The sequence below is a fragment of the Dysgonomonas mossii genome (assembly GCF_004569505.1).
Lineage (GTDB): Bacteria > Bacteroidota > Bacteroidia > Bacteroidales > Dysgonomonadaceae > Dysgonomonas.
The window spans coordinates 852,753-872,072 of record NZ_SPPK01000001.1; the positions used below are offsets into that span (position 1 = coordinate 852,753).

A 19,320-nucleotide genomic window follows, 5' to 3' on the forward strand; every position below is an offset into this window, starting at 1 on the left:
GATAGTAACGCAAGTGAGTATAAACATCTCTCTTATTACAGGACTTATCGGTGGCTATCTGATTATATGTCTTGTATTTAAGCTAGTAAAGCTATTCATCAAGATGATCTTATCAATCCTTGCCTTTATCATTCTTATCTCCATTTTCTTAATTCTAATCTTTTAAACTGTACAGCCATGACAAAATTATATTCATTATTCGCAGGAATAACAACCTACACAGAAGTGAAAGCAGTAGCAGAAAACCAAATTATTCAAATCGAAGGATATTCTTATGACCGTTATGTAGTCCACCAAATTACACACGACAAATACGGTTATCACTATCATCTGATTAACCTACGTACACTTGATATGCAACAATCCGAAATTATTAAACCGTTGAGCCAAAAGTTTGGAATCGGTATGTATTACGATGAAAGCAATATCGAATTCATGCCCGAAAAAGAAGTCGCTGAACTCTATGTCAAAGCAAAGGCTAAAGAGGATGCAGAACAGGAAAAAGAGCGACAAGAAAATGAACGCAGAAAGGCTGTAAGGGAGATCGGTCGAAAATGGCTGAATGAAAACTTACCCCAAGATGCCAAAGCAATTATTGTGGCTCGCCTGAAAGCAGATGAATCCGACTCACAAACCGATTATTATGCCTCAAGGGTAACACGCACTGTAATCTTAGGTTTTTCCAAACACAAACGTGATATATTTTCCGAAATGAGGAAGTATGCTTCAAATTTTGAAGAAACAGCACATCTGGCAATCTATAATGAGGACTATGAACACAGAGAAAAGTATTCAATGGGTGCAGGCTATTATTTAGGAGAAAGCAAATACAGCGGATGGATCATTGAAAAATCTCCTATATACGACAGAAAGAATAAAATTGATGAATTTGCCTATGTGGCAGGATGTTCCGATGGTATTTATATCACTAACAGCAATGGTAATAATACTTCTATCGAAAACGAGAAAGAGCCAACCCTCCAATTTGAATCTGATAACCTTTCCTTTGAGATCGTTGCTTATTCAGAAAAAGCAATTGCCCTGTTCGGAGATACCAAAGAAATCAAAGATTTACTCAAAGCAATGGGAGGAAAATTCAATCCGAGACTGACACACAATGAAGAAAAGCAAGCAGGATGGATATTTTCTAAAACCAAGAGAGAAGAATTACAAACAATATTAAACCTAAACAAATAACAGCTATGAAATCAACAGCATATTTTACACGAACCATATTAACACATTTAGAGCAAAGGGCATCTATAGACCCTTTGTTCGCCCAATCGTTTGCTAACCTTGATAAGAATATTGATGATTGCTGTACTTACATCCTGAACCAAGTACAGAAAAGCGGTTGTAATGGCTTCACTGATGATGAAGTCTACTCAATGGCAGTACATTATTACGATGAAGAAAACATAGAAGTAGGCAAACCTATCGATTCCCGAATTGCAGTAAACCATGTAGTAGAACTAACAGAGGATGAAAAACAGCAGGCACGGCAGGATGCTATTCAAAAAGCACAAAATGATGCCTATAATAAGATGATGCAACCCAAGAAGAAGACAACAGCTAAACAAACAGCCAATACAAACCAACTAAGCTTATTTTGACCTATGAAAGCAAAGAGTAAATTCCAACAACAAGTTGTAGAAGCAAGCAAGACATTATCTGCTATTACTACTGAGCAAATACAATGGGGATATGATAATGCAATTGAATATCTCGGGTACCGTTCAAAGAAAGGGATTATGACATGTTCCAAATGCGGACACTCATGGCAGGGAGAAGGAGAATTGATTACGACTATTTTAGGATGTGATTGCCCGAACTGTAAATCAAAACTGACTGTGAAAGCTATAGCCAAACGGACATTCAATGATAGTTATTATATGACTGTTATTGATGCCCATAAAGGCTATCAAGTACTACGCACTATTATGTTAGGCTATACAAGCAAAATTGGGGAACTACCCAAATACAGCGCATCTGAAGTAATGCAACGTTGGATTGCTCCCGATGGGAAGTACTGTACATTTGCTAAACTCAGGCAGACAATGGGTACAATGTATTACGATTCATGGATATTTCATACTCCATTGGAATTAAGACAAGAGATTGATGTTTATAATCGTATCTATACAGGTGCAATATATCCAAAACAAAAACTGATACCCGAACTAAAGCGTACAGGCTACAAGAAAGCTTTATACAATCAGAAACCGTTGGATTTATTCCGTATCCTACTAACAGATAGTAAAGCCGAAACGCTGATAAAAACTAAACAAGCCAAGCTATTAAAGCGTATTCTGGATAGCGGATGGAAGAATATTGATAACTATTGGCAATCGATTAGAATCTGTATTCGCAATAACTACAAAATCAAAGATGCTACTCTTTGGTGTGATTATATTGACTTGCTTCGATTTTTTAGTAAAGACCTGCTTAATCCTAAATACGTTTGCCCCAATAATCTGAAAGCAGAGCACGACCGATATGTAGCAAAAAAAGCAAAAGTAGATGCCCAATTAGAAATAGAAAAGCAACTCGCAAAAGAAGATTCATTCAGAGAAGCTAAAGCTAAGTTTTTCGGACTCATATTTTCAGATGGGTTAATCAGTGTACGGGTATTGGAAAGTGTTGCAGAGATAATAACTGAGGGTAAAGCCATGCACCATTGTGTAGGCGGTTATCACTCAAAAAAAGATTCGTTGATTCTTTCGGCTTGTATAGATGGTAAGCGGATTGAAACAATAGAAGTCTCAATTTCTCAACTAAAGGTTATTCAATCAAGAGGTATTTGTAATAAGAATACCAAGTATCACAATCAGATTATCAGCCTTGTGGAGAATAATATCTCGCAAATCGAGGAACGATTGGCTGCCTAATTTATTAATCTAAAAATCAACAACAATGTACAGACTATATATTAGATTCAGACTTTTAGGCGAATTTCATAGTATTCGTGAAGCTAAACAATTTGCAGGAAAAAGCAGATTGAGTGGAGTATTTAATCTGATCGGAGATAATTATCGGGATCCATGGTATGTATTCCGATAATTATCTGTAATCAGGTTCTTGACAAAAAAAGCCGCCTAAAAGGCGGCGTATCATTTTCATTAAACAACTCTATGATTTTACTCCTGTAACGGTAATCGAATAAATGCCAACATTGCCCCCTTTGTATTCGGCTATCGTCGACTCATCCAGATGTTCCTGTAAAACATCTTCAGGAATGACAACTGTTTTTGTCCGTTCAATCTTTATATCAGAAAAATTAGCTCTCTCAATCTCGCCTAAATAATCCTCTCTCTGTATAGCACTGGCTATACAACCCGCATACATGGAAGCATTATCCGTAAATTCTTTCGGAAATACACCTTTCAGCACAACATCAGAAATACAGAAATGACCGCCTTCTTTCAGTACCCTATAGATTTCGTTGAATATCTTATCCTTTTCGGGTAACAGATTTAAAACACAATTACTGACTACCACATCTATGGAACTATCAGGTAAAGGCATATTTTCAATATCTCCTTCAATAAATTCGACATTCGTATATCCTCTTTTAGTTGCATTCTTTCGTGCCTTTTCTATCATCTGTGGCGAAAAGTCAATGCCGATTACTTTTCCTTTTTCTCCGACTTCTGCTCTGGCTATAAAACAGTCGTTACCTGCACCTGATCCTAGGTCTAAAACTGTATTACCGTCTTTAAAACCTGCATACTCAGTAGGTAGTCCGCAGCCCACACCCAGATCAGCATCGGCTTCGTATCCTTTAAGCCCGCTGTAATCTTCGCTCATGATCGTAAAGACCTTTTTTGAAGGAGTCGCAGGATTCGTTCCACAACAGCAACCCGATTTTAGGGCATTACTATTCAACGCTAGTTCGCTATATCTCTGTTTTACCAAAGCTTTCTTTTCTTCGTTCGTGTTCATATTAAAAGTATTTTAGTTATTTTATTTATAATATTTTCTTTTTAGCCAAAAGGCTATGTTCACCAAGAGTATAAGTACAGGAACTTCAACCAATGGACCTACTACACCTGCAAAGGCTTGTCCGCTATGCAAGCCGAAGACACCTATTGCAACTGCAATAGCCAGCTCAAAATTATTGCCTGTAGCGGTAAATGCTATTGATGCGTTTTTATCGTAAGATGCACCCATCAATTTTCCTGCGAAGAAGCTGAGGAAAAACATGACTACGAAATAGATTAATAACGGTATGGCTATACGCACTACATCCAACGGGATTTGTACGATCAGTTCCCCTTTGAGACTAAACATTAATACGATGGTGAATAGTAAAGCTATTAAAGTAATTGGTGAAATTGCAGGGATAAACTTATCCTTATACCATTGTTCCCCTTTTATTTTAACCAATATCAAACGGCTTAAAATACCCATCAGGAAAGGAATACCTAAATAGATAGCGACAGTTTCGGCTATTGTACCGATGGATATATCTACGATTGCACCTTCGAATCCGAATAAGGGAGGCAGTTTTGTTACAAATATCCACGCATAAAAACTATAAAAGAATACCTGAAAGATACTGTTCAGGGCAACCAATCCCGCACCGTATTCCGTATTGCCCTCTGCCAGATCGTTCCATACAAGCACCATTGCAATACATCTTGCCAAGCCTATTAAAATTACCCCCACCATGTATTCGGGATAATCGTGTAAAAAGAGAATGGCAAGTAAGAACATTAAGACAGGCCCAACAATCCAATTCAGGATTAACGAGACAGTCAGTATTCTGACATTCTTGAAAACTTTCGGCAGTTGTTTGTAATCCACTTTTGCCAATGGCGGATACATCATCAGTATAAGTCCGATTGCCAGAGGAATATTTGTTGTTCCGCTCGACATGGAATCTATATAACCACTGAAAGACGGTATAAAATACCCCAATCCTACACCGATAGCCATTGCAAGGAATATCCAAAGTGTTAAGTTCTTATCTAAGAAACTCATTTTCTTTTTACTCATGACCTTTTATCCTATCGGTGTATAATTTATAAAATGCTGTTTTGATTTCATCCCTTACCCTCATATACTCGGATTGAATAAACTCGGGTGTTCCTGCAGCTTCGGACGGATCATCAAAGCCGATATGCAGACGGTTCTTTACTTTTCCTGAGAATGCAGGACAGCTTTCATTTGCACCACCGCAAACGGTTATCACATAGTCCCATTCATCATTCATATATTGCTCTACACTATCGGATGTATGGTGCGAAATATCCACCCCTGCATCCTGCATGACTTCTATTGCCTTTGGATTTACTTTTCCGCTTGCTTTTGTCCCTGCGGAATAAACAGACAATGAAGGATCGAATGATTGCAAAAATCCATGTGCCATCTGGCTACGGCAACTATTTCCTGTACACAGAATTAAAATTCTCATATTGTTTATAATTTCGTATTTATACTAACAGTTCCTATTTCGTAGAATAACGAATATGTATCTTAAAAAAATATCAGGATAAAACTTTTGACATTTTATAGTTTGTCATGGAAATACCAATGCAAACGGTCTGTTGCTCCAGAATAACATAACCTTTTTTTGAGAAGAAAGGTTGGGCTGTAATACTGACATCAGCAGTTATTTCTGAAATATCTTTCGACCATGCATATTCTTCAATCTTTTTAAGTAAGAATGTTGCAATGCCCTTTCCCTGATAGTCCTTATGGACAAACATAGAATTTAAATACCCTGACAATTTTAGGGCAGCAAACCCTAATATCGTATCGTTTTCCTCAGCAATGATAAAGTATTGCTCATTTATCCGTTCTGCCCATACACCCGCCTCTTCTCCTCTTGCAGCCCAGAATCCAACCTGTTCGGGTGTATAGTCTTTTAAATTGACTGAAAGGATAGTTGAACGGAACAGTTCTTTAATAGCGGGGATATCTTTTTTAGTCGCAAACCTGATGTCCATAATTATATCAGCAATTTTCGTCTGTATTCTGTAACTGAGTAAAAAAGCCACCAAACAATTCTTTGGCTTTATTCCAGTTCTCGTTGTTGATACAATATTTTACAGTAGGCAATGTAATTGTCCCTTGGATTAATCCTGCGTCTTTTAACTCATTCAAATGCTGTGACAGCGTACTTTTGGCTATTGGTAATATCTCTGACATGTCGCCATGATAGCAACATGACTCATTGGCAAGCATTTCAAGTATGGCAATACGAATAGGATGTCCCAGTGCTTTAGCAAAGCGTGCTAATTGTTCCTGATCGGATGTTAATTCTTTCTTTGACATAGCTATTTATATTTATTGTTCGCAAATATACGAATATTATTTTATTCGCAAAATTACGAATGATTTTTATCTAGAAAGTTTTTATAAGAGAGGGACAGTTATAAAAGCCCTTAATGAACTAAAGTATTAAAATATAATAATCTAATTATACTTTTTGTACGGAACCAGTGGTGAGCAATTCTCCCAATTTACAACTATGTCTCGCATTTGAGGTTTATTATTGAAATTCCGTGAAATATTCCTTATCAAATTACTATAGTCGTCAGAACCATCTGGATATTGTCTATAGTATACTTTTACTGAAGCGCAATTATTGTGTTCAAACAGAGTATTAAGTAGGGTCCGATCCGAATTCCCACAAGAGTGTCCCATGACAAATACTTGATAAATTCCAGATTTTATAAATTCCAATAAATCTCTGTAATTTCTTGTTTTATGGTATTTTATAGATTTGATATTCTCTAAAAAATCATTATCCTGCAATTTTTCTATTTTCTGATAATCGTCATCTAACTCATCACCATATCCAAAGATAATTTGATTATTTTGATTTTGAAGTTCTCCATGGATATTGATGACCTTGTAATTCATTTCTTCGTTTGTATATAGTCTTTCAGCTGTTTTTGTATAGTTGAAGTTTAGAATTAATGTATAAGGCATACAATATTCTTCTTTAAAGTTCTGATTTTTTAATTTTTTTTCAACAAAGTACATTCGTTCTTCATCTACAGTACTGCATATATTGTATTGAGGATCTGTTTCTTTATCTTGTTCAAAATTCATTAAATTATCGAAACGATACATATCGGAGAATATCGAATCGACAAACTCAGTCTGTTTACAAGTAGCAATGTCATCAAATTCTATAACACTTGAGAAGGCTTCTTGTATAGATTGATGTTTCTCTATTTCTACATTCTCAGTTACATTCACTAGGTGTTTTTCCAAAAGGTCTTGAATGGACTCAAATTCTTTGTTTAACTCAATAATCTTTTCGTTTCGCTTTATAGAACTTTCTTCCAGAAGAAGTCTTTTTAATGCATCATAATATTCGTTTTCGATATCCAACCAGCTTGTTAATGAACATTGATTGGATATATATTCAAAGAATTTATTTTTAAAATTTAGTGAAACATGCTTTTGGGAAAATACTTTATTATACTCTTCAATATAACTAAGTAATTCGTTGTACGGATTTTCTTTTTCACAATAAAAAAGAGACTTATTCTGCATTACATCACTCTTGGTCTTTTTTTCAAGACTGACACAACTATCAGAGTAAGGTCTAATCATTGTATCCATACCATATTGTTCCCCAATTATATCCCGTATTTCATTGGTAAAATTACTCCAATAATCGTCTATAAAATCAATGTATCCAGTTCTAAGATTATGAGCCTTGTCAAAACCATTACCAATAATTATAATTCTATTCATGCTTAAATTTTAAATATAAAAGGTAAAATGCAATTACTTTTTTAAGAACACAGGTATTGTTTTAATTTGTAAGTGATAAGCTGCAATGGTTCGGTGGCGACCATCCTTAAATATATAAGAGTCGTTATTTCTTATTATTGTGGGAGGATCAACATATAACTTTCTATTCCATCTTTCCAAGATATTCAGAATTCGGCTATTACTTCGGACATCATCCTTGAAAATATTATTCAAATCAAAGCTTTTTCCTAAATTGGTTACTTCTATTAGTTTTATTATATCTGCATTATATACAGTATCGTTTTTCTCAGGTATACAGGTCCATAATGGCTTTAAGTTATCAATAGGAGCTAGACTATATTTCGCTAGCCATTTCCTGTAAATATCACTCTTTGCATCCAACCCTTCTCTGTCGAGTCCTTTACATTCCATACAGATGGGGTAAAAGTGACTAAACAACCCTTTTTGTCCACAGATATGACAATAGCAGCCTTTATTTATAGGGTAATGATATTGACTTCTACAATTATCACAAAAAACATCATCTATATTCTGAGGGATGATTTCTGCACACATTATGCAATATCCTTTTCCTCCCTTGCTTAGCATACTCATAAATATTCAATTACGCCTGTAATAAATCAAACTCTTTCTGGAATTGCTTTTTCAGGAGCTTTTTTAATTTTGGAATTTCATTGATTATTTCCTCTTCATATACAGAGATCGAGTTTTCTATTGATTTGGCCCAAGGCTCACTGCCTCTTGCTGTTTCCATAAATTTCATGGAATTATAGGATTTCCAAACCTTATCAAACCGATTTTTAATATCATTTATAAGGGTAATAGTATCATCTTCAAAAATTATTTCATTTTCTTGGTAATATTGAAATAAAGAAGTGTAGTCACGATAAGCTTCATTTTCCAACTCTTCTTCTGATTTTCTTTCTCCAATAGTAATAGGCCTCATGAGAATTTCAATGGAGTATTCCGCTTTTACTAATCTCCGATATACTTCACGTATGATATCAAGCCTATCTGTATATACTTTAGAAAAACGGTAAATACTTTTTTCTTTATATAAGGATATCTGTTGCTCAAATATCTTTTTAAACAGATAAATAATAATTCCAGAAATACCTGTGGCACCAACTGTAAAGAAGCCTATATTTTCAAAGACATTTATCCAATTCATCTTGAACTCATCTAATTGTTATTTGTAATAAAAATACAAAAAAAGCCAGAGAATTTAGATTCTTCAGCTTTCTTTATTTTTTAGATACAGCAACTATTCCATTTCTTTGCCCCACAACTCTATATCACTCGGAGCCGTCACCAATGAGTAAATAATACTTATCCAAGTGACTATATACGAAATAACCATCATTGTCATCATTCTTCTTCCTCCCCATTATCATTATTAAACGAAAAAGAAAGCTGATATGCATTCTGATAATTATCCTCAAAATAAATATCTACAATAGCCTGATCCTCCGATTCAGAAGTATAATACAACCGAAATGTTTCTTTAGTCAATTCATAAGTATCATTTGGTAAAAATACTGTTCCATCATCCATTCTTAGCTCACCTTTACCATCCGGTTGAAAATACCGCAGATAATATTTTGCATTATCGTATCTGCCTAATCGTTCCAACTGGCAGCGAATTTCCGCAATCTCCCCCTTCTTTAGCTTTTTCGGCACAGGCAAGTGAGTAACCTTGAATTCATAGCTTTGGCGAATATCAATATCGTCGCTACAGGCACATGCGATACATGCAATCAGTATCGTGTATATTATATATGATGCTATTTTTCTCATATTGATTTCTATTTTTTACTTTTGTTTCAAATTTGAATATTATGTTTATTTTCGTTCTAACCTATCAGAAACCACTAAGTGAGGTTGAAAAATATCTGGATATGCATCGCTCTTACTTGGATATCAATTATAAAGAAGGTCGTTTTATCGCTTCAGGAAGACAAGAACCCCGTACCGGAGGTGTTATCCTATGCAGAGCAGAAACCAAAGAACTCGCTTTGGAGATTATGAGGTCCGATCCGTTTTATATCAATAAAGTAGCCACATACGATATCATCGAATTTCTTCCGACCAAGTATGCTGATGGATTTGAACGATTTATCTAATTGATAATTATCTTAATCCCCATACCAATTTGTGTATGGAATTTATTTCTGTCCGATCCGAGCAATACCCGTTCCCGTGCATTAAGCAGTAATACAAGCCGATCAGTCAGGTAAGTTTCTATCTCAAAGCTAACCGCACCACCGTATAAGAAATTATCTTCGGTTGTGATAGTTGCGCCATCAAAAAGCAGTTCTGTACCCCAATTGATTGTTTCGTAGCCTGCCATAGCAGAAGCCCCAACAGAAAAGAATACGGTCTTAGACGGATCAGATAAGAACTTGTAATAATACCCACCTTCAGCAGTTATCTGTGATACCGGAATTAAAATGTTTTTATATTCATGTCTCTTCTGTAGATACTCAGCACCAAATACCCATCGGTTACCATTTTGCGTATAAGTCGATAAGGCAATACCACCGAAGAAAGCCTGACCATTTTGATTCTTCAACTTAAAGCCATCCACAAATCCTCCTGTTACCTGAACACCTTTCTGTCCCGGTAAGTAACGTTGAGCCTGAGCCTGTCCGATCAGGACAAGACTCAGGGTTAATAATAGAAGTATCCGTTTCATCTTATTTGATCTTTAGCTCGTTAATCTCTTCCACTCTTAGCAAGTCTTCATTTTCAATGATAAAAGACTGGTTGCGTCCACCGTTCTTTTCAAAGAGCTCTATAACCAATTGCTTATCATTGGGAATCGTTACCTTGTCAATGGTAAAAACAGTTCGCTCTGTGCTGTTTCCACCTACAGAAGAAATGAAATTGTATGCCCGGAGGGGATAAATGACCGTTTCCTGGATAGCTGTCCGTTTGGCAACTTTGCGATCCACAATTTTCATCCGCACAAAATCAATATCAAAAGCTACATTCGAGGAGTTTTTGATAGAGGTATGCAGGTATAGTTGATTGTTATGAGTGTAAATACCTTTCAATAAATACTGGACTCCGAAACGTTTACTGCCGATATGCTTAACCAATCGTTTATCACTGTTGTAAATAGCCCGATTAATCAGATATACCAAACGGGGAGATTCGCTGCCCAGTTCTTTGAGATAGATCTCCATACTGTTATTTGGTCTGTTGGTTGCAATACCATCGTGCATAAAGTCTTTCATTTCAATGTTTAGCTTCTCCGGTTCATCCGCATATTTAATATTGAAGGTATAATAACTACCTTCTTCGGTTATCACAGCCATATTCGTTTCCGATTCAAACTGACGGACTGCGGCCTTAACCCGCAGGATATTTTCGGAACTCCCTGCTTTTCCTGCAATGATATTGTTTGAACCTAGATCCACATATCGAATCGGTGCAGGAAAGATAATATGCACGGTCTTCTCAAAGGTTACTTCCAAGCCATAAGGAGGAATCATCCTGTCAAAGGTGATTTTCTTACTCAATCCTTCGTAATAATCCCCATAAGTGGGTTTTAGTACCTGTTGCAGATATTCTTGCATCTCTTTGGTCGTTTCTACTGTTTGTGCATTGGCTGCGATGACAGTAAGCATCCATACTAATGCGATAATATATTTCTTCATTGTTTTATTTCTTTAATTAATAAATACTTGTTCTTATCCAGTCGTTCACTGTTTAGGCATCAGCATGACCCGATAGCCTGATTTAAGAGTTACTTTAACCTGTCTGATTTTCTTCTGCATATAAGCTGACAAGCCCTGTATGGCACCTTTGCTCAAATCGGAACTTAGCTGTGCCCCTGCACTTTGTGTCATAGTAAAGCTCGTTCCCACACTATTTCCCATATTGGCTATAATCTCTTTGGCTGCATTCATTTCCAATGAGCCGGGTATATGAATCCCTTTTTGCCCGTCACTATCGTAGGTTACCATCTCTACAGGAATAATCGTCTCCTGATATTCTATCGAGGATATCTGTATATCCAACCGTTCGCCCTGTATCTTGGCCACTCCTGTCAGGATTGTATTTTCAGGAATAAGGATTGTGCCTGCCATCAATGGTTCAGTCAACCTCAAACGTGTTGTCTGTCCGTCAACAACAGTCTGGTCATCATGGATAACCGCAGAGATGGTATTCTTTATCGAAATACCAGCCTCCCCACCCATTGTATTGAATCCTGTGTTTCGGGGTTGGTCATACATTCGGAACAGATCTTCATTATTTGCATTCTGAGCCAGTGATGAAACTGTATTCTTTTGTATCTGATGGACAGCACTGACTGCCGTTTTTCCATTTTTAGACGAACCATCTTTCCCATAAGACTCTATCTTACTTTTCAAAGAATTCGAATTATTTGATGGAGGATCGGATTGTGTCTGTGGCATATATTTAGCTGCCATTTCGTAGGATTTTTCCATCAATTCCAATTGTTCGTCGATTGTACTTTTGGTATTTTCCTTTTCCTGCATTTTGGCTTCCAGTTCCATCAGTTTCTTTTTCATCTCTTCCTTCTCTGGATCGTCCTTCGGCTTTTCATAGAAATTGCCCAGTGTGCGGTTGATATCCCTATAGGCAGATACAGAATTATTGATCGGTACTTTTTCTTTTTTCACCGCTTGTTGAGGGGCATCATCCAGATTGATGACAACCCGTTCATTTTTCGAACTCTCCAGCATATCGGCATAGCCTTGTAAAGATTGCATCCGTTCTTTTTGCCGTTCCTGCACCTGTTCCTGTTCGTAGGCATCTTTCTTGTCTCCAATAATCCCATCCTTCTTTGGATCAGGTATATCGGCATTGAAGCCCAGACCTATCTGTTCTTTGGCTTTTTCTTTCTCTGAAGGAGATATGATCAGCCAAATACATCCTGCGCAAACAATCGCCATCAATGCGTAAATCGCATATTTCTTTAGCTTTTGTTTTTGCTCTTCACTTAGTTTTGCTTTATCCGCCATATGATTTGTTTATTGTATCGTTAGTACTATCCGGTATTTCCGGTTCAGTGTCCTGATAATCAAAATCCCATTCTCGAGACTTTGATTTTTCCAGTTCCAATTGTTTGATATGCTCAATCTTCAATTGTTCCTTGCGTTCCTGTTCTCTTCCCCAATTACTGATTGCCGTAAAGATGAAATACAGGTTCAGGATAGTAAAGAGTAAAAGCATGATAATAATTACAGTCAGCCGTTTATCGGGAGTGATCTCCCCACAGAGGTCTTTCAGCTTGTCTTCCAGCCAGTAACCCAGTTCTTTTATTCTTTCTTTCATAAGCCTGGTGTGTTATCGGTCAAGAACCCTTAAATCCTTATTCTCCCTGATCTCAAAAGCTTCAATCGTAAATCCATGCGGATTATTCTCCGAACGGACCGAGTTCAATAGTTTGCAGGTGGTTACAAGGCTTCGTTCCGTGATATTACTTTCTCGGATAATCATCTGCCGGGCATAGGTTGCTACCTGGTACGGATAGACATAGAGATTACAGTTAACACTGTCTATCTGAATGGTCTGATTTATATTTCCCGAAATGATCCGATTGTAGTACCCTTTTTCCGATAAGTCTTTGTAGTAGTTGAAAGCCGATTTATCCGAAAGCTGTAAGGCTCTCCCGGTATTACTTTCAATAGCCGCCTTATCGGGAGACAGGGTAAAGAACAGTTCATGAAACCGTCTGACATGTTCACGTGCTTCCACAGGACGGTTTTGTGACAAATCCTGAGAAAGGGCAAGCATCAACGACTTTCCGTTATCCAAGACATAGATCTTCTGACGTTGTGCTTCTGCAAAGTTGTAGGCACTCCAAACGGAGTACCCTGCAACCGCAGCACACAGACACAGAAAGACAATGCCAAAGATGCGGAGCTGTTTAAAGCTAGATTCGATATTTTTTAATGATTTAAATTCCATTGATTTTTTGATTTAATAATTGGAAATAATAACTACCGCCCTTTCAGTCTACCTGTAATATTTCCGGCGGCAGCACCTCCGACACCACCCACCATTGCTCCTGCTTTGGTAGCTGTATTGTTTACATTCTTCCCGAAATTGCCCATACCACCTGCCGAAATAATCCATCCGGCAACAGTCGGTATCGTGAAGTAGCCAACAATCCCGATAATGAGGAAGACTATGTAAATGGCATCCGAACTATCCAGAGAAAAATTCGGATCTGTCTGCATACGCTCAATATCCGATTGGAGCATTAAGGATTGAAGCCTTGCCAGTATCGTACTGAACAGATCGGAAACAGGCAGCCACAGATAAACCGAAATATAGCGTGTGATCCATTGAGTGAGTGTCGATTGAAAACCATCCCATACAGATATAGCAAAAGCTAGTGGTCCGAGTATTGAAAGAACGATCAGGAAGAAAGTGCGTATCACATCAATAATCAATGCTGCCGCTTTAAATACAATTTCCAGTATCTCACGAAAAGCTTCCCGTATCCATTTCTTAGTCTGGTATAATCCCCGTTCGATATACATGCCTGCTATTTCCCCAACATCGGTAATACCTAACTGATCCAGCTTCTCTTCAAAGATCTCGTTATCTACTAAATAGGCTGTCTCAGGATTACGCCTCATAGCTTCGTATTCCAGCTTGTCTTTTATCTCCGCATATTTTTGCATATCCAGTGTTTCGGATTGCAGCATTCCGTTAGTTCCCTGTACCACAGGACTCATAATGCTATTAATTGTCCCAAGTACCACAGAAGGAAAAAACATGATACACAGACCGATTGCAAACGGACGAAGAAGTGGATAGACGTCTATGGGTTCAGCCCGTGACAGGGATTGCCATACACGGTATGACACATAGAACAAAGCTCCCAGTCCTGCTATTCCTTTGGCGATACCGATCATATTGCTGCACAAAGGCACCATCTGATCATACAGCGTCCGCAGGGTTTGATGAAATTGATCAAAATCCATATCTTTTCTTATTTAAAATTTTACCAATAACGATCCGAAGGATTGCCGTATAAAGCATTTACACGAGCTGTTTCCCCTTTCTTCTTGGCACGCAAGTAAGAAACTCCGATGTTCTTGTTTGTATAATATCGAACTAGGTTCCGGTAATCAAGCATTGCATCATAACAGGAATTCACCACATCGATACGGTCTTTATCCGAAAGAGAAAGTGTGCTGATATTAACCACTCCTTTTAACTCGGTCAACACATCATTACTTTGTTCCAACAGGCGGGTATAGCCATTGGCTATGGCATTGAGTTCTTCAATAGAGTAATTGGGATCGGACAGCATCTTTTGAAAGCTGTGTACATAGATGTCGGATATTTCACCGACCATCAGTATTGTTCTTTGTACCTTTTTTGCATCTTTGACTAATCCGTTCACGGCTTTGAGTGCATCGTAGTATTGTTTACCTTGATTATAAACCTTTTGAACTTCCTGAAAATTTTTGGCCATATTACTGGCAGTCGAAGAGGTCTGCACGATCTGCTTACTGGTATTGACAATGCTCTGGGTAAAATTACTCGGGTCCCAGACAGTCCATTGAGCGGATATATTTGAAGTGAAAAGCACAAGACTTACGCACAACATGAAGATTTTTGATTTCATATTTCAATTATTTTTAATGATGTAAATTCTATAAATAAGAGAGAAGAGATAGAGTAAGAGTACAAGAGTCTGTGCCCTTACTCTTTGTATGAGATTAGTCGGTAATGATTAGGTTTGCCGAAATACCACCTGTCCAATCCGAAATATTTACATTTCCGATCTTCAGGCTTGAACCACTTATTGTTACTGTATAGGTATTTTTAGTTCCACCTTTCCAAGCCGTTTTTGCAGGAACTTTCCATGTATAGATCCGTTCATCGATCGTAAACTTAAAAACAACATCTCCTTCAGCACCTGTTGAACTTACAGGAAGGACAAAGACTTTCAGAAAGTCAGCTTCCGATTGGGACGGTTTTTCAGGAATAGTCAGAAGCGGATGAACATCCGAATAAGTTTGCAAAGTAGCAGGTCTATTCTTTCCTTCAGTATTCTTGATAATACCGGTTGAGATATCCATTGTCCCTTCGTTGTATATTATCGTTTTCTTATCGGCATTAGCTATTTCAATACGGGTAAGTTTTCCAGACCATGGATAATTGAACTTACTGATATTAAACTGCACCAAAGCCATTGCATGCTTCATCGTTAGTGCTACGTCCGGATTATCCTTGTTGATGGCAGATTGTCCCGGAGTATGCGTTCCATACATATAATCCTGTTGGGTAGCATGATCCACAAAAATAGACCTACCATCAGTATTGTTACTACTGTATGGATAATAAGCATAGACAGTGGCATTATCTCCTGTTAGCCTGATCTCGGGTGTTTGATACCAGATTCCCTGTCTGAAAACAGAGACCGCATTGTTATTTTCTTTGTACGAATTGTTGTTATCCCCAAGGCTACCCGATGTAACAAACAAACCGATATTTGTTCCTTCAGGAAATGCGGATACAACGGATGCCTTTGTACTGATAACATCTATTGCTGAGATGCCTGCCTGAATTTTTAGAACGGCATCTCCACCTGTCGGAGTTACCGGATCATCATCGTTACTGCAACTGTTGAAACTAAATAGAGAGACAGCAATGGCTGTCAGAAAAAAGAACTTTTTCATATAATTTATTTTTTACGTTTGAGATTAATTAAAAAATGATTGATAAGCCAGATTGCCGGATCTACTTATCAGAAGTGATTAGCTTGATAGCCTGCTCGATATTCCCGCCTAGCTTTTCCGATAGCCTCTGCACCTGTAGCTTCTCTGTTTCTTCGGTGGTATAGGTGTAATACTCGGACGGGCTAACTTCAGTGGCATAGACTGCCGATTGCATACCACCCAGTCCGATCCATACTTCTTTATAAATACGGCTTGGATTGTTAGACATATTGATGGAAAGTATCTGAGCTTTTTCTTTCTCAGTCAAACCTAATAAGTCCTGTATCGAATCGAACTTGTTCATATACTTTCGTTGGTCGAGCAGTATCTTACAATCGGAGTTATTGATGATAGCTTCTTTTACAATCGGAGATGAAATAATATCGTCTACCTCCTGTGTCACAACAATTGCTTCACCGAAGAACTTACGAACGGTTTTATACAAATACTTCAGATACTCAGCCATATTGGGAGAAGACAGAGCCTTCCATGCCTCTTCCACAATCAGCTGTTTTCGGATACCTTTCAATCGGCGCATCTTGTTAATAAATGCTTCCATAATGATTATGGTTACCACCGGAAAAAGGTCGCGATTCTCCTTAATAGCATCGATTTCGAAGACGATAAAGCGTTTGTTCAATAAGTCCAGTTCCTTGTCCGAGTTCAGGAGGAAGTCAAAGCGGCCACCCCGATAGTATTGACGGAGTGTGGTAAGCAGATTATCTATATTAAAATCAGCCTTGCTTACTTCAATTTCCCTTTCTCTCAGGGCTACTTTATACTCATCCCGCATAAACTCATAGAAAGTGTTGAAGCTTGGAACAACACTTCGGTCAGTTTGTATCTTTTTGATATACTCATCGACAGCACTACCCAGTTCTCCGCTTTCAGTCTTGGAGATTCTATCGTCTTCACTTTTCCAGAGAGTCAGCAACAAGGTTTTCAAACTATCCTTTTTCTCTACATCGAACTGATTATCTTCGGTGTAGAAAGGATTGAATGAGATCGGCTTTTCTTCAGTATACGTGAAGTAGATACCATCTTCTCCTTTGGTCTTACTGCGGATCATTTCGCACAAGCCCTGATAAGAATTACCCGTATCGACTAAGACAACATGTGTACCCTGTTCCCAGTATTGGCGGACGAGGTGATTCATAAAGAAAGACTTCCCACTACCTGATGGACCTAATACAAATTTGTTACGGTTAGTGATGATTCCTTTTTTCATGGGTAAGTCGGATATATCCACATGAAGCGGCTTGCCTGTTACTCGGTCTACCATCTTAATACCGAAAGGAGAAGGTGAACTCTTGTAGTTTGTTTCTTCTACAAAGAAGCATAAAGCCTGTTCGATAAAAGAGTAGAAAGATTCTTCAAAAGGAAAATCACCCTGATTACCCGGAATCCCTGCCCAGAACAAAGTCGGTGTATCAACAGTATTGTGCCGTGGCTTACATTCCATCAGAGCTAACTGACTACCCACATCGTTTTTGATTCGGGATAACTCTTCTTTATCTTCACTCCACGCCATCACATTAACATGGCTGCGAACAGAGGTTAAACCAAAACTGTGGGCGTCATTCAGGTATTCTTCGATCCACTGCTTATTAATTTGGTTCGAACGGCTGTATCGGGATAGTGAGTGCATATTACGGGCTTGCTTTTCAAACTGCTTTAAGTTTGCCGCATGGTCATCAATAAAGATATACTGATTGACAATGTGGTTACAGGTCAGTAATACTCCGATGGGAGCAGCAAAAGATAGGCGGCAGTCGCTTCTATCTGTCGAAAGTCTTTCATAGCGGCTATCTGTTTCCACTTTACCGGGTAGGTCTTCGGCATCGGATAAAGTATGCAGACATAAGCGTTTATCACCGATCTTCATTTCACCTGCTGCCAGATCCATATCTTTCAGACAGGTGGTATCTTCCTGCGATAGAGAGAAATACTTTTCGAGAATGCCTGCCTGACCTGCTGTGCCTACAATCTGATCGGTAGTTAATCGTACCAGCCTGATAAATCCACTGTCATTAATGATCCGCTCAAACTGTTCGACTGATTCCAGAAATTTCTGAGCCGTTTCCCTGTCCTGCATTTCCTTCGGTACGATAAAGCCACGGGTTAAAGCATTGAAACTGCTTTGCTGGCGTGTACGTTCTTTGGTCGTCTTGGTCAGGAACAGATAAGATGTGTGATTTAGAAACGGACGTTCATTGAAGTGACGTTCAAAGCTGCGGGACAGGAAACTAATGTCTTCCTTATTTAGCTCGGGCGTATAGTCTTCTTCGATAAACCAGTCCTGTTTATGAATCACAGAGTAGTTAGGTAATACCTTAATGGCTTTTGCCCAGGCTGCATGGATCGCTTCATACTCTGCACTTGTTACGGTAAACAGTTCGGGAAGTTCAACCTTGTAGGCGACGGTAACGTCTGCATCTTTACTCAGGATACAGTCGTGTTCTACTGCCAGTATGGGAAACTTGCTTTCGAGGGTTGCAGCTTTTAGTGTATTTCTCATGCGCTTTCTCCTTTCCTCTTTATTCTTGAAATCAGCTGGATTATCCGTCTGCGGTTGATAATATATCTGGGGTGATTACGCATAGCCTGCAATTTCATAAGACCGTGTTCTCCGTATTTGTCATTCAGATGGAATGTTCCCCAAACCAATGTTCCGGCAGTGATTACACCAAAACCGATACAAATAACCTGACTGATCCCGATCATATACATAATCACAAAGACAATAAATACACCTAAGAGTCCACCTGCGAAAATGAAAAGGTATTGACTTTTGAGTCCCCGAAATTCAGCAGGCTTGCCGATTCCTTTGTTGATTGAATATTCTGCCATTCTTTCTCTTTATTAATAG

Annotated in this window: 24 protein-coding genes; 5 read left to right on the forward strand and 19 right to left on the reverse strand. The window is 38.2% G+C overall.

The window, feature by feature from the left end:
• Positions 1–177 precede the first annotated feature (177 nt).
• Genes E4T88_RS03780 through E4T88_RS17950 form a run of 4 tightly spaced genes read left to right on the forward strand, consistent with a single transcriptional unit; the run spans position 178 to position 3,060 of the window.
• Positions 178–1,197: a fusion protein gene (locus tag E4T88_RS03780; protein ID WP_135104128.1), complete on the forward strand. Its 1,020-nt coding sequence runs from the start codon at positions 178–180 to the stop codon at positions 1,195–1,197.
• Positions 1,198–1,202: 5 nt separating this feature from the next.
• Positions 1,203–1,613 carry a PcfK-like family protein gene (locus E4T88_RS03785; RefSeq protein ID WP_135104129.1) on the forward strand — a complete coding sequence of 137 codons (411 nt, stop codon included), beginning with the start codon at positions 1,203–1,205 and terminating at the stop codon, positions 1,611–1,613.
• Between the two features lie 3 nt (positions 1,614–1,616).
• The gene (locus E4T88_RS03790) at positions 1,617–2,888 is read left to right on the forward strand and encodes a PcfJ domain-containing protein (RefSeq protein ID WP_135104130.1); all 1,272 of its coding nucleotides are present in this window, start codon (positions 1,617–1,619) and stop codon (positions 2,886–2,888) included.
• A 25-nt stretch (positions 2,889–2,913) separates the two neighbouring features.
• A complete protein-coding gene (locus E4T88_RS17950; RefSeq protein WP_167755421.1) occupies positions 2,914–3,060 on the forward strand; it encodes a hypothetical protein in 147 nt (48 codons plus the stop codon).
• Between the two features lie 69 nt (positions 3,061–3,129).
• On the opposite strand, the gene arsM is transcribed toward E4T88_RS17950, so the two are convergent.
• From arsM to E4T88_RS03835, 9 genes are all read right to left on the reverse strand, one after another.
• Positions 3,130–3,942, reverse strand: a complete 813-nt coding sequence (gene arsM, locus E4T88_RS03795) for an arsenite methyltransferase (protein WP_135104131.1) — start codon at positions 3,940–3,942, stop codon at positions 3,130–3,132.
• 21 nt (positions 3,943–3,963) lie between these two features.
• A complete protein-coding gene (gene arsB / locus E4T88_RS03800) occupies positions 3,964–4,998 on the reverse strand; it encodes an ACR3 family arsenite efflux transporter (RefSeq protein WP_135104132.1) in 1,035 nt (344 codons plus the stop codon).
• Positions 4,991–5,416: an arsenate reductase ArsC gene (locus E4T88_RS03805; RefSeq protein WP_135104133.1), complete on the reverse strand. Its 426-nt coding sequence runs from the start codon at positions 5,414–5,416 to the stop codon at positions 4,991–4,993. Before E4T88_RS03805 ends, arsB begins: the two co-directional genes overlap by 8 nt.
• A 73-nt stretch (positions 5,417–5,489) precedes the next feature.
• On the reverse strand, positions 5,490–5,951 hold the full coding sequence (locus tag E4T88_RS03810) for a GNAT family N-acetyltransferase (RefSeq protein WP_228093704.1): 462 nt from the start codon (positions 5,949–5,951) through the stop codon (positions 5,490–5,492).
• Between the two features lie 7 nt (positions 5,952–5,958).
• Positions 5,959–6,279 (reverse strand): ArsR/SmtB family transcription factor, encoded by a 321-nt coding sequence (locus tag E4T88_RS03815; protein WP_135104134.1) that lies wholly within the window; start codon positions 6,277–6,279, stop codon positions 5,959–5,961.
• 141 nt (positions 6,280–6,420) lie between these two features.
• Entirely contained in the window at positions 6,421–7,716 is a 1,296-nt protein-coding gene (locus E4T88_RS03820; RefSeq protein ID WP_135104135.1) for an AbiH family protein, read from the reverse strand.
• Positions 7,717–7,749: 33 nt separating this feature from the next.
• Entirely contained in the window at positions 7,750–8,331 is a 582-nt protein-coding gene (locus E4T88_RS03825) for a hypothetical protein (RefSeq protein WP_135104136.1), read from the reverse strand.
• A gap of 10 nt (positions 8,332–8,341) precedes the next feature.
• Positions 8,342–8,908: a hypothetical protein gene (locus tag E4T88_RS03830; RefSeq protein WP_135104137.1), complete on the reverse strand. Its 567-nt coding sequence runs from the start codon at positions 8,906–8,908 to the stop codon at positions 8,342–8,344.
• Between the two features lie 197 nt (positions 8,909–9,105).
• The gene (locus E4T88_RS03835) at positions 9,106–9,534 is read right to left on the reverse strand and encodes a DUF3872 domain-containing protein (RefSeq protein ID WP_135104138.1); all 429 of its coding nucleotides are present in this window, start codon (positions 9,532–9,534) and stop codon (positions 9,106–9,108) included.
• 41 nt (positions 9,535–9,575) lie between these two features.
• On the opposite strand from E4T88_RS03835, the gene E4T88_RS03840 reads away from it, so the two are divergent.
• Positions 9,576–9,860, forward strand: a complete 285-nt coding sequence (locus E4T88_RS03840; protein ID WP_135104139.1) for a YciI family protein — start codon at positions 9,576–9,578, stop codon at positions 9,858–9,860.
• Here E4T88_RS03840 and E4T88_RS03845 read toward each other — a convergent pair.
• The 10 genes from E4T88_RS03845 to E4T88_RS03890 form a co-directional block, all read right to left on the reverse strand.
• Positions 9,857–10,432, reverse strand: coding sequence for a conjugal transfer protein TraO (locus E4T88_RS03845; protein WP_135104140.1), 576 nt, complete (start codon positions 10,430–10,432; stop codon positions 9,857–9,859). The two genes, E4T88_RS03840 and E4T88_RS03845, sit on opposite strands and share 4 nt — an antisense overlap.
• Position 10,433: 1 nt before the next feature.
• The gene (traN, locus tag E4T88_RS03850) at positions 10,434–11,399 is read right to left on the reverse strand and encodes a conjugative transposon protein TraN (protein ID WP_135104141.1); all 966 of its coding nucleotides are present in this window, start codon (positions 11,397–11,399) and stop codon (positions 10,434–10,436) included.
• Positions 11,400–11,444: 45 nt separating this feature from the next.
• Positions 11,445–12,731: a conjugative transposon protein TraM gene (gene traM / locus E4T88_RS03855; protein ID WP_135104142.1), complete on the reverse strand. Its 1,287-nt coding sequence runs from the start codon at positions 12,729–12,731 to the stop codon at positions 11,445–11,447.
• Positions 12,721–13,044 carry a TraL conjugative transposon family protein gene (locus E4T88_RS03860; RefSeq protein WP_135104143.1) on the reverse strand — a complete coding sequence of 108 codons (324 nt, stop codon included), beginning with the start codon at positions 13,042–13,044 and terminating at the stop codon, positions 12,721–12,723. Before E4T88_RS03860 ends, traM begins: the two co-directional genes overlap by 11 nt.
• A 12-nt stretch (positions 13,045–13,056) precedes the next feature.
• Positions 13,057–13,680 carry a conjugative transposon protein TraK gene (traK, locus tag E4T88_RS03865; RefSeq protein ID WP_135104144.1) on the reverse strand — a complete coding sequence of 208 codons (624 nt, stop codon included), beginning with the start codon at positions 13,678–13,680 and terminating at the stop codon, positions 13,057–13,059.
• Positions 13,681–13,712: 32 nt separating this feature from the next.
• Complete coding sequence (traJ, locus tag E4T88_RS03870) at positions 13,713–14,705, reverse strand: conjugative transposon protein TraJ (RefSeq protein WP_135104145.1); 993 nt, start codon at positions 14,703–14,705, stop codon at positions 13,713–13,715.
• Between the two features lie 20 nt (positions 14,706–14,725).
• Positions 14,726–15,355: a DUF4141 domain-containing protein gene (locus E4T88_RS03875; RefSeq protein WP_135104146.1), complete on the reverse strand. Its 630-nt coding sequence runs from the start codon at positions 15,353–15,355 to the stop codon at positions 14,726–14,728.
• A gap of 94 nt (positions 15,356–15,449) precedes the next feature.
• The gene (locus E4T88_RS03880) at positions 15,450–16,412 is read right to left on the reverse strand and encodes a fimbrillin family protein (protein ID WP_135104147.1); all 963 of its coding nucleotides are present in this window, start codon (positions 16,410–16,412) and stop codon (positions 15,450–15,452) included.
• A 61-nt stretch (positions 16,413–16,473) separates the two neighbouring features.
• Positions 16,474–18,969: a TraG family conjugative transposon ATPase gene (locus E4T88_RS03885; RefSeq protein WP_135104148.1), complete on the reverse strand. Its 2,496-nt coding sequence runs from the start codon at positions 18,967–18,969 to the stop codon at positions 16,474–16,476.
• On the reverse strand, positions 18,966–19,301 hold the full coding sequence (locus E4T88_RS03890) for a DUF4133 domain-containing protein (protein WP_135104149.1): 336 nt from the start codon (positions 19,299–19,301) through the stop codon (positions 18,966–18,968). Before E4T88_RS03890 ends, E4T88_RS03885 begins: the two co-directional genes overlap by 4 nt.
• Positions 19,302–19,320 lie beyond the last annotated feature (19 nt).

Bases quoted from the DNA above. Each gene is read 5' to 3' on its own strand.
- E4T88_RS03780 (WP_135104128.1), top strand. From the start codon at position 178: ATGACAAAATTATATTCATTATTCGCAGGAATAACAACCTACACAGAA.
- E4T88_RS03785 (WP_135104129.1), top strand. From the start codon at position 1,203: ATGAAATCAACAGCATATTTTACACGAACCATATTAACACATTTAGAG.
- E4T88_RS03790 (WP_135104130.1), top strand. From the start codon at position 1,617: ATGAAAGCAAAGAGTAAATTCCAACAACAAGTTGTAGAAGCAAGCAAG.
- E4T88_RS17950 (WP_167755421.1), top strand. From the start codon at position 2,914: ATGTACAGACTATATATTAGATTCAGACTTTTAGGCGAATTTCATAGT.
- arsM (WP_135104131.1), bottom strand. From the start codon at position 3,942: ATGAACACGAACGAAGAAAAGAAAGCTTTGGTAAAACAGAGATATAGC.
- arsB (WP_135104132.1), bottom strand. From the start codon at position 4,998: ATGAGTAAAAAGAAAATGAGTTTCTTAGATAAGAACTTAACACTTTGG.
- E4T88_RS03805 (WP_135104133.1), bottom strand. From the start codon at position 5,416: ATGAGAATTTTAATTCTGTGTACAGGAAATAGTTGCCGTAGCCAGATG.
- E4T88_RS03810 (WP_228093704.1), bottom strand. From the start codon at position 5,951: ATGGACATCAGGTTTGCGACTAAAAAAGATATCCCCGCTATTAAAGAA.
- E4T88_RS03815 (WP_135104134.1), bottom strand. From the start codon at position 6,279: ATGTCAAAGAAAGAATTAACATCCGATCAGGAACAATTAGCACGCTTT.
- E4T88_RS03820 (WP_135104135.1), bottom strand. From the start codon at position 7,716: ATGAATAGAATTATAATTATTGGTAATGGTTTTGACAAGGCTCATAAT.
- E4T88_RS03825 (WP_135104136.1), bottom strand. From the start codon at position 8,331: ATGAGTATGCTAAGCAAGGGAGGAAAAGGATATTGCATAATGTGTGCA.
- E4T88_RS03830 (WP_135104137.1), bottom strand. From the start codon at position 8,908: ATGAATTGGATAAATGTCTTTGAAAATATAGGCTTCTTTACAGTTGGT.
- E4T88_RS03835 (WP_135104138.1), bottom strand. From the start codon at position 9,534: ATGAGAAAAATAGCATCATATATAATATACACGATACTGATTGCATGT.
- E4T88_RS03840 (WP_135104139.1), top strand. From the start codon at position 9,576: ATGTTTATTTTCGTTCTAACCTATCAGAAACCACTAAGTGAGGTTGAA.
- E4T88_RS03845 (WP_135104140.1), bottom strand. From the start codon at position 10,432: ATGAAACGGATACTTCTATTATTAACCCTGAGTCTTGTCCTGATCGGA.
- traN (WP_135104141.1), bottom strand. From the start codon at position 11,399: ATGAAGAAATATATTATCGCATTAGTATGGATGCTTACTGTCATCGCA.
- traM (WP_135104142.1), bottom strand. From the start codon at position 12,731: ATGGCGGATAAAGCAAAACTAAGTGAAGAGCAAAAACAAAAGCTAAAG.
- E4T88_RS03860 (WP_135104143.1), bottom strand. From the start codon at position 13,044: ATGAAAGAAAGAATAAAAGAACTGGGTTACTGGCTGGAAGACAAGCTG.
- traK (WP_135104144.1), bottom strand. From the start codon at position 13,680: ATGGAATTTAAATCATTAAAAAATATCGAATCTAGCTTTAAACAGCTC.
- traJ (WP_135104145.1), bottom strand. From the start codon at position 14,705: ATGGATTTTGATCAATTTCATCAAACCCTGCGGACGCTGTATGATCAG.
- E4T88_RS03875 (WP_135104146.1), bottom strand. From the start codon at position 15,355: ATGAAATCAAAAATCTTCATGTTGTGCGTAAGTCTTGTGCTTTTCACT.
- E4T88_RS03880 (WP_135104147.1), bottom strand. From the start codon at position 16,412: ATGAAAAAGTTCTTTTTTCTGACAGCCATTGCTGTCTCTCTATTTAGT.
- E4T88_RS03885 (WP_135104148.1), bottom strand. From the start codon at position 18,969: ATGAGAAATACACTAAAAGCTGCAACCCTCGAAAGCAAGTTTCCCATA.
- E4T88_RS03890 (WP_135104149.1), bottom strand. From the start codon at position 19,301: ATGGCAGAATATTCAATCAACAAAGGAATCGGCAAGCCTGCTGAATTT.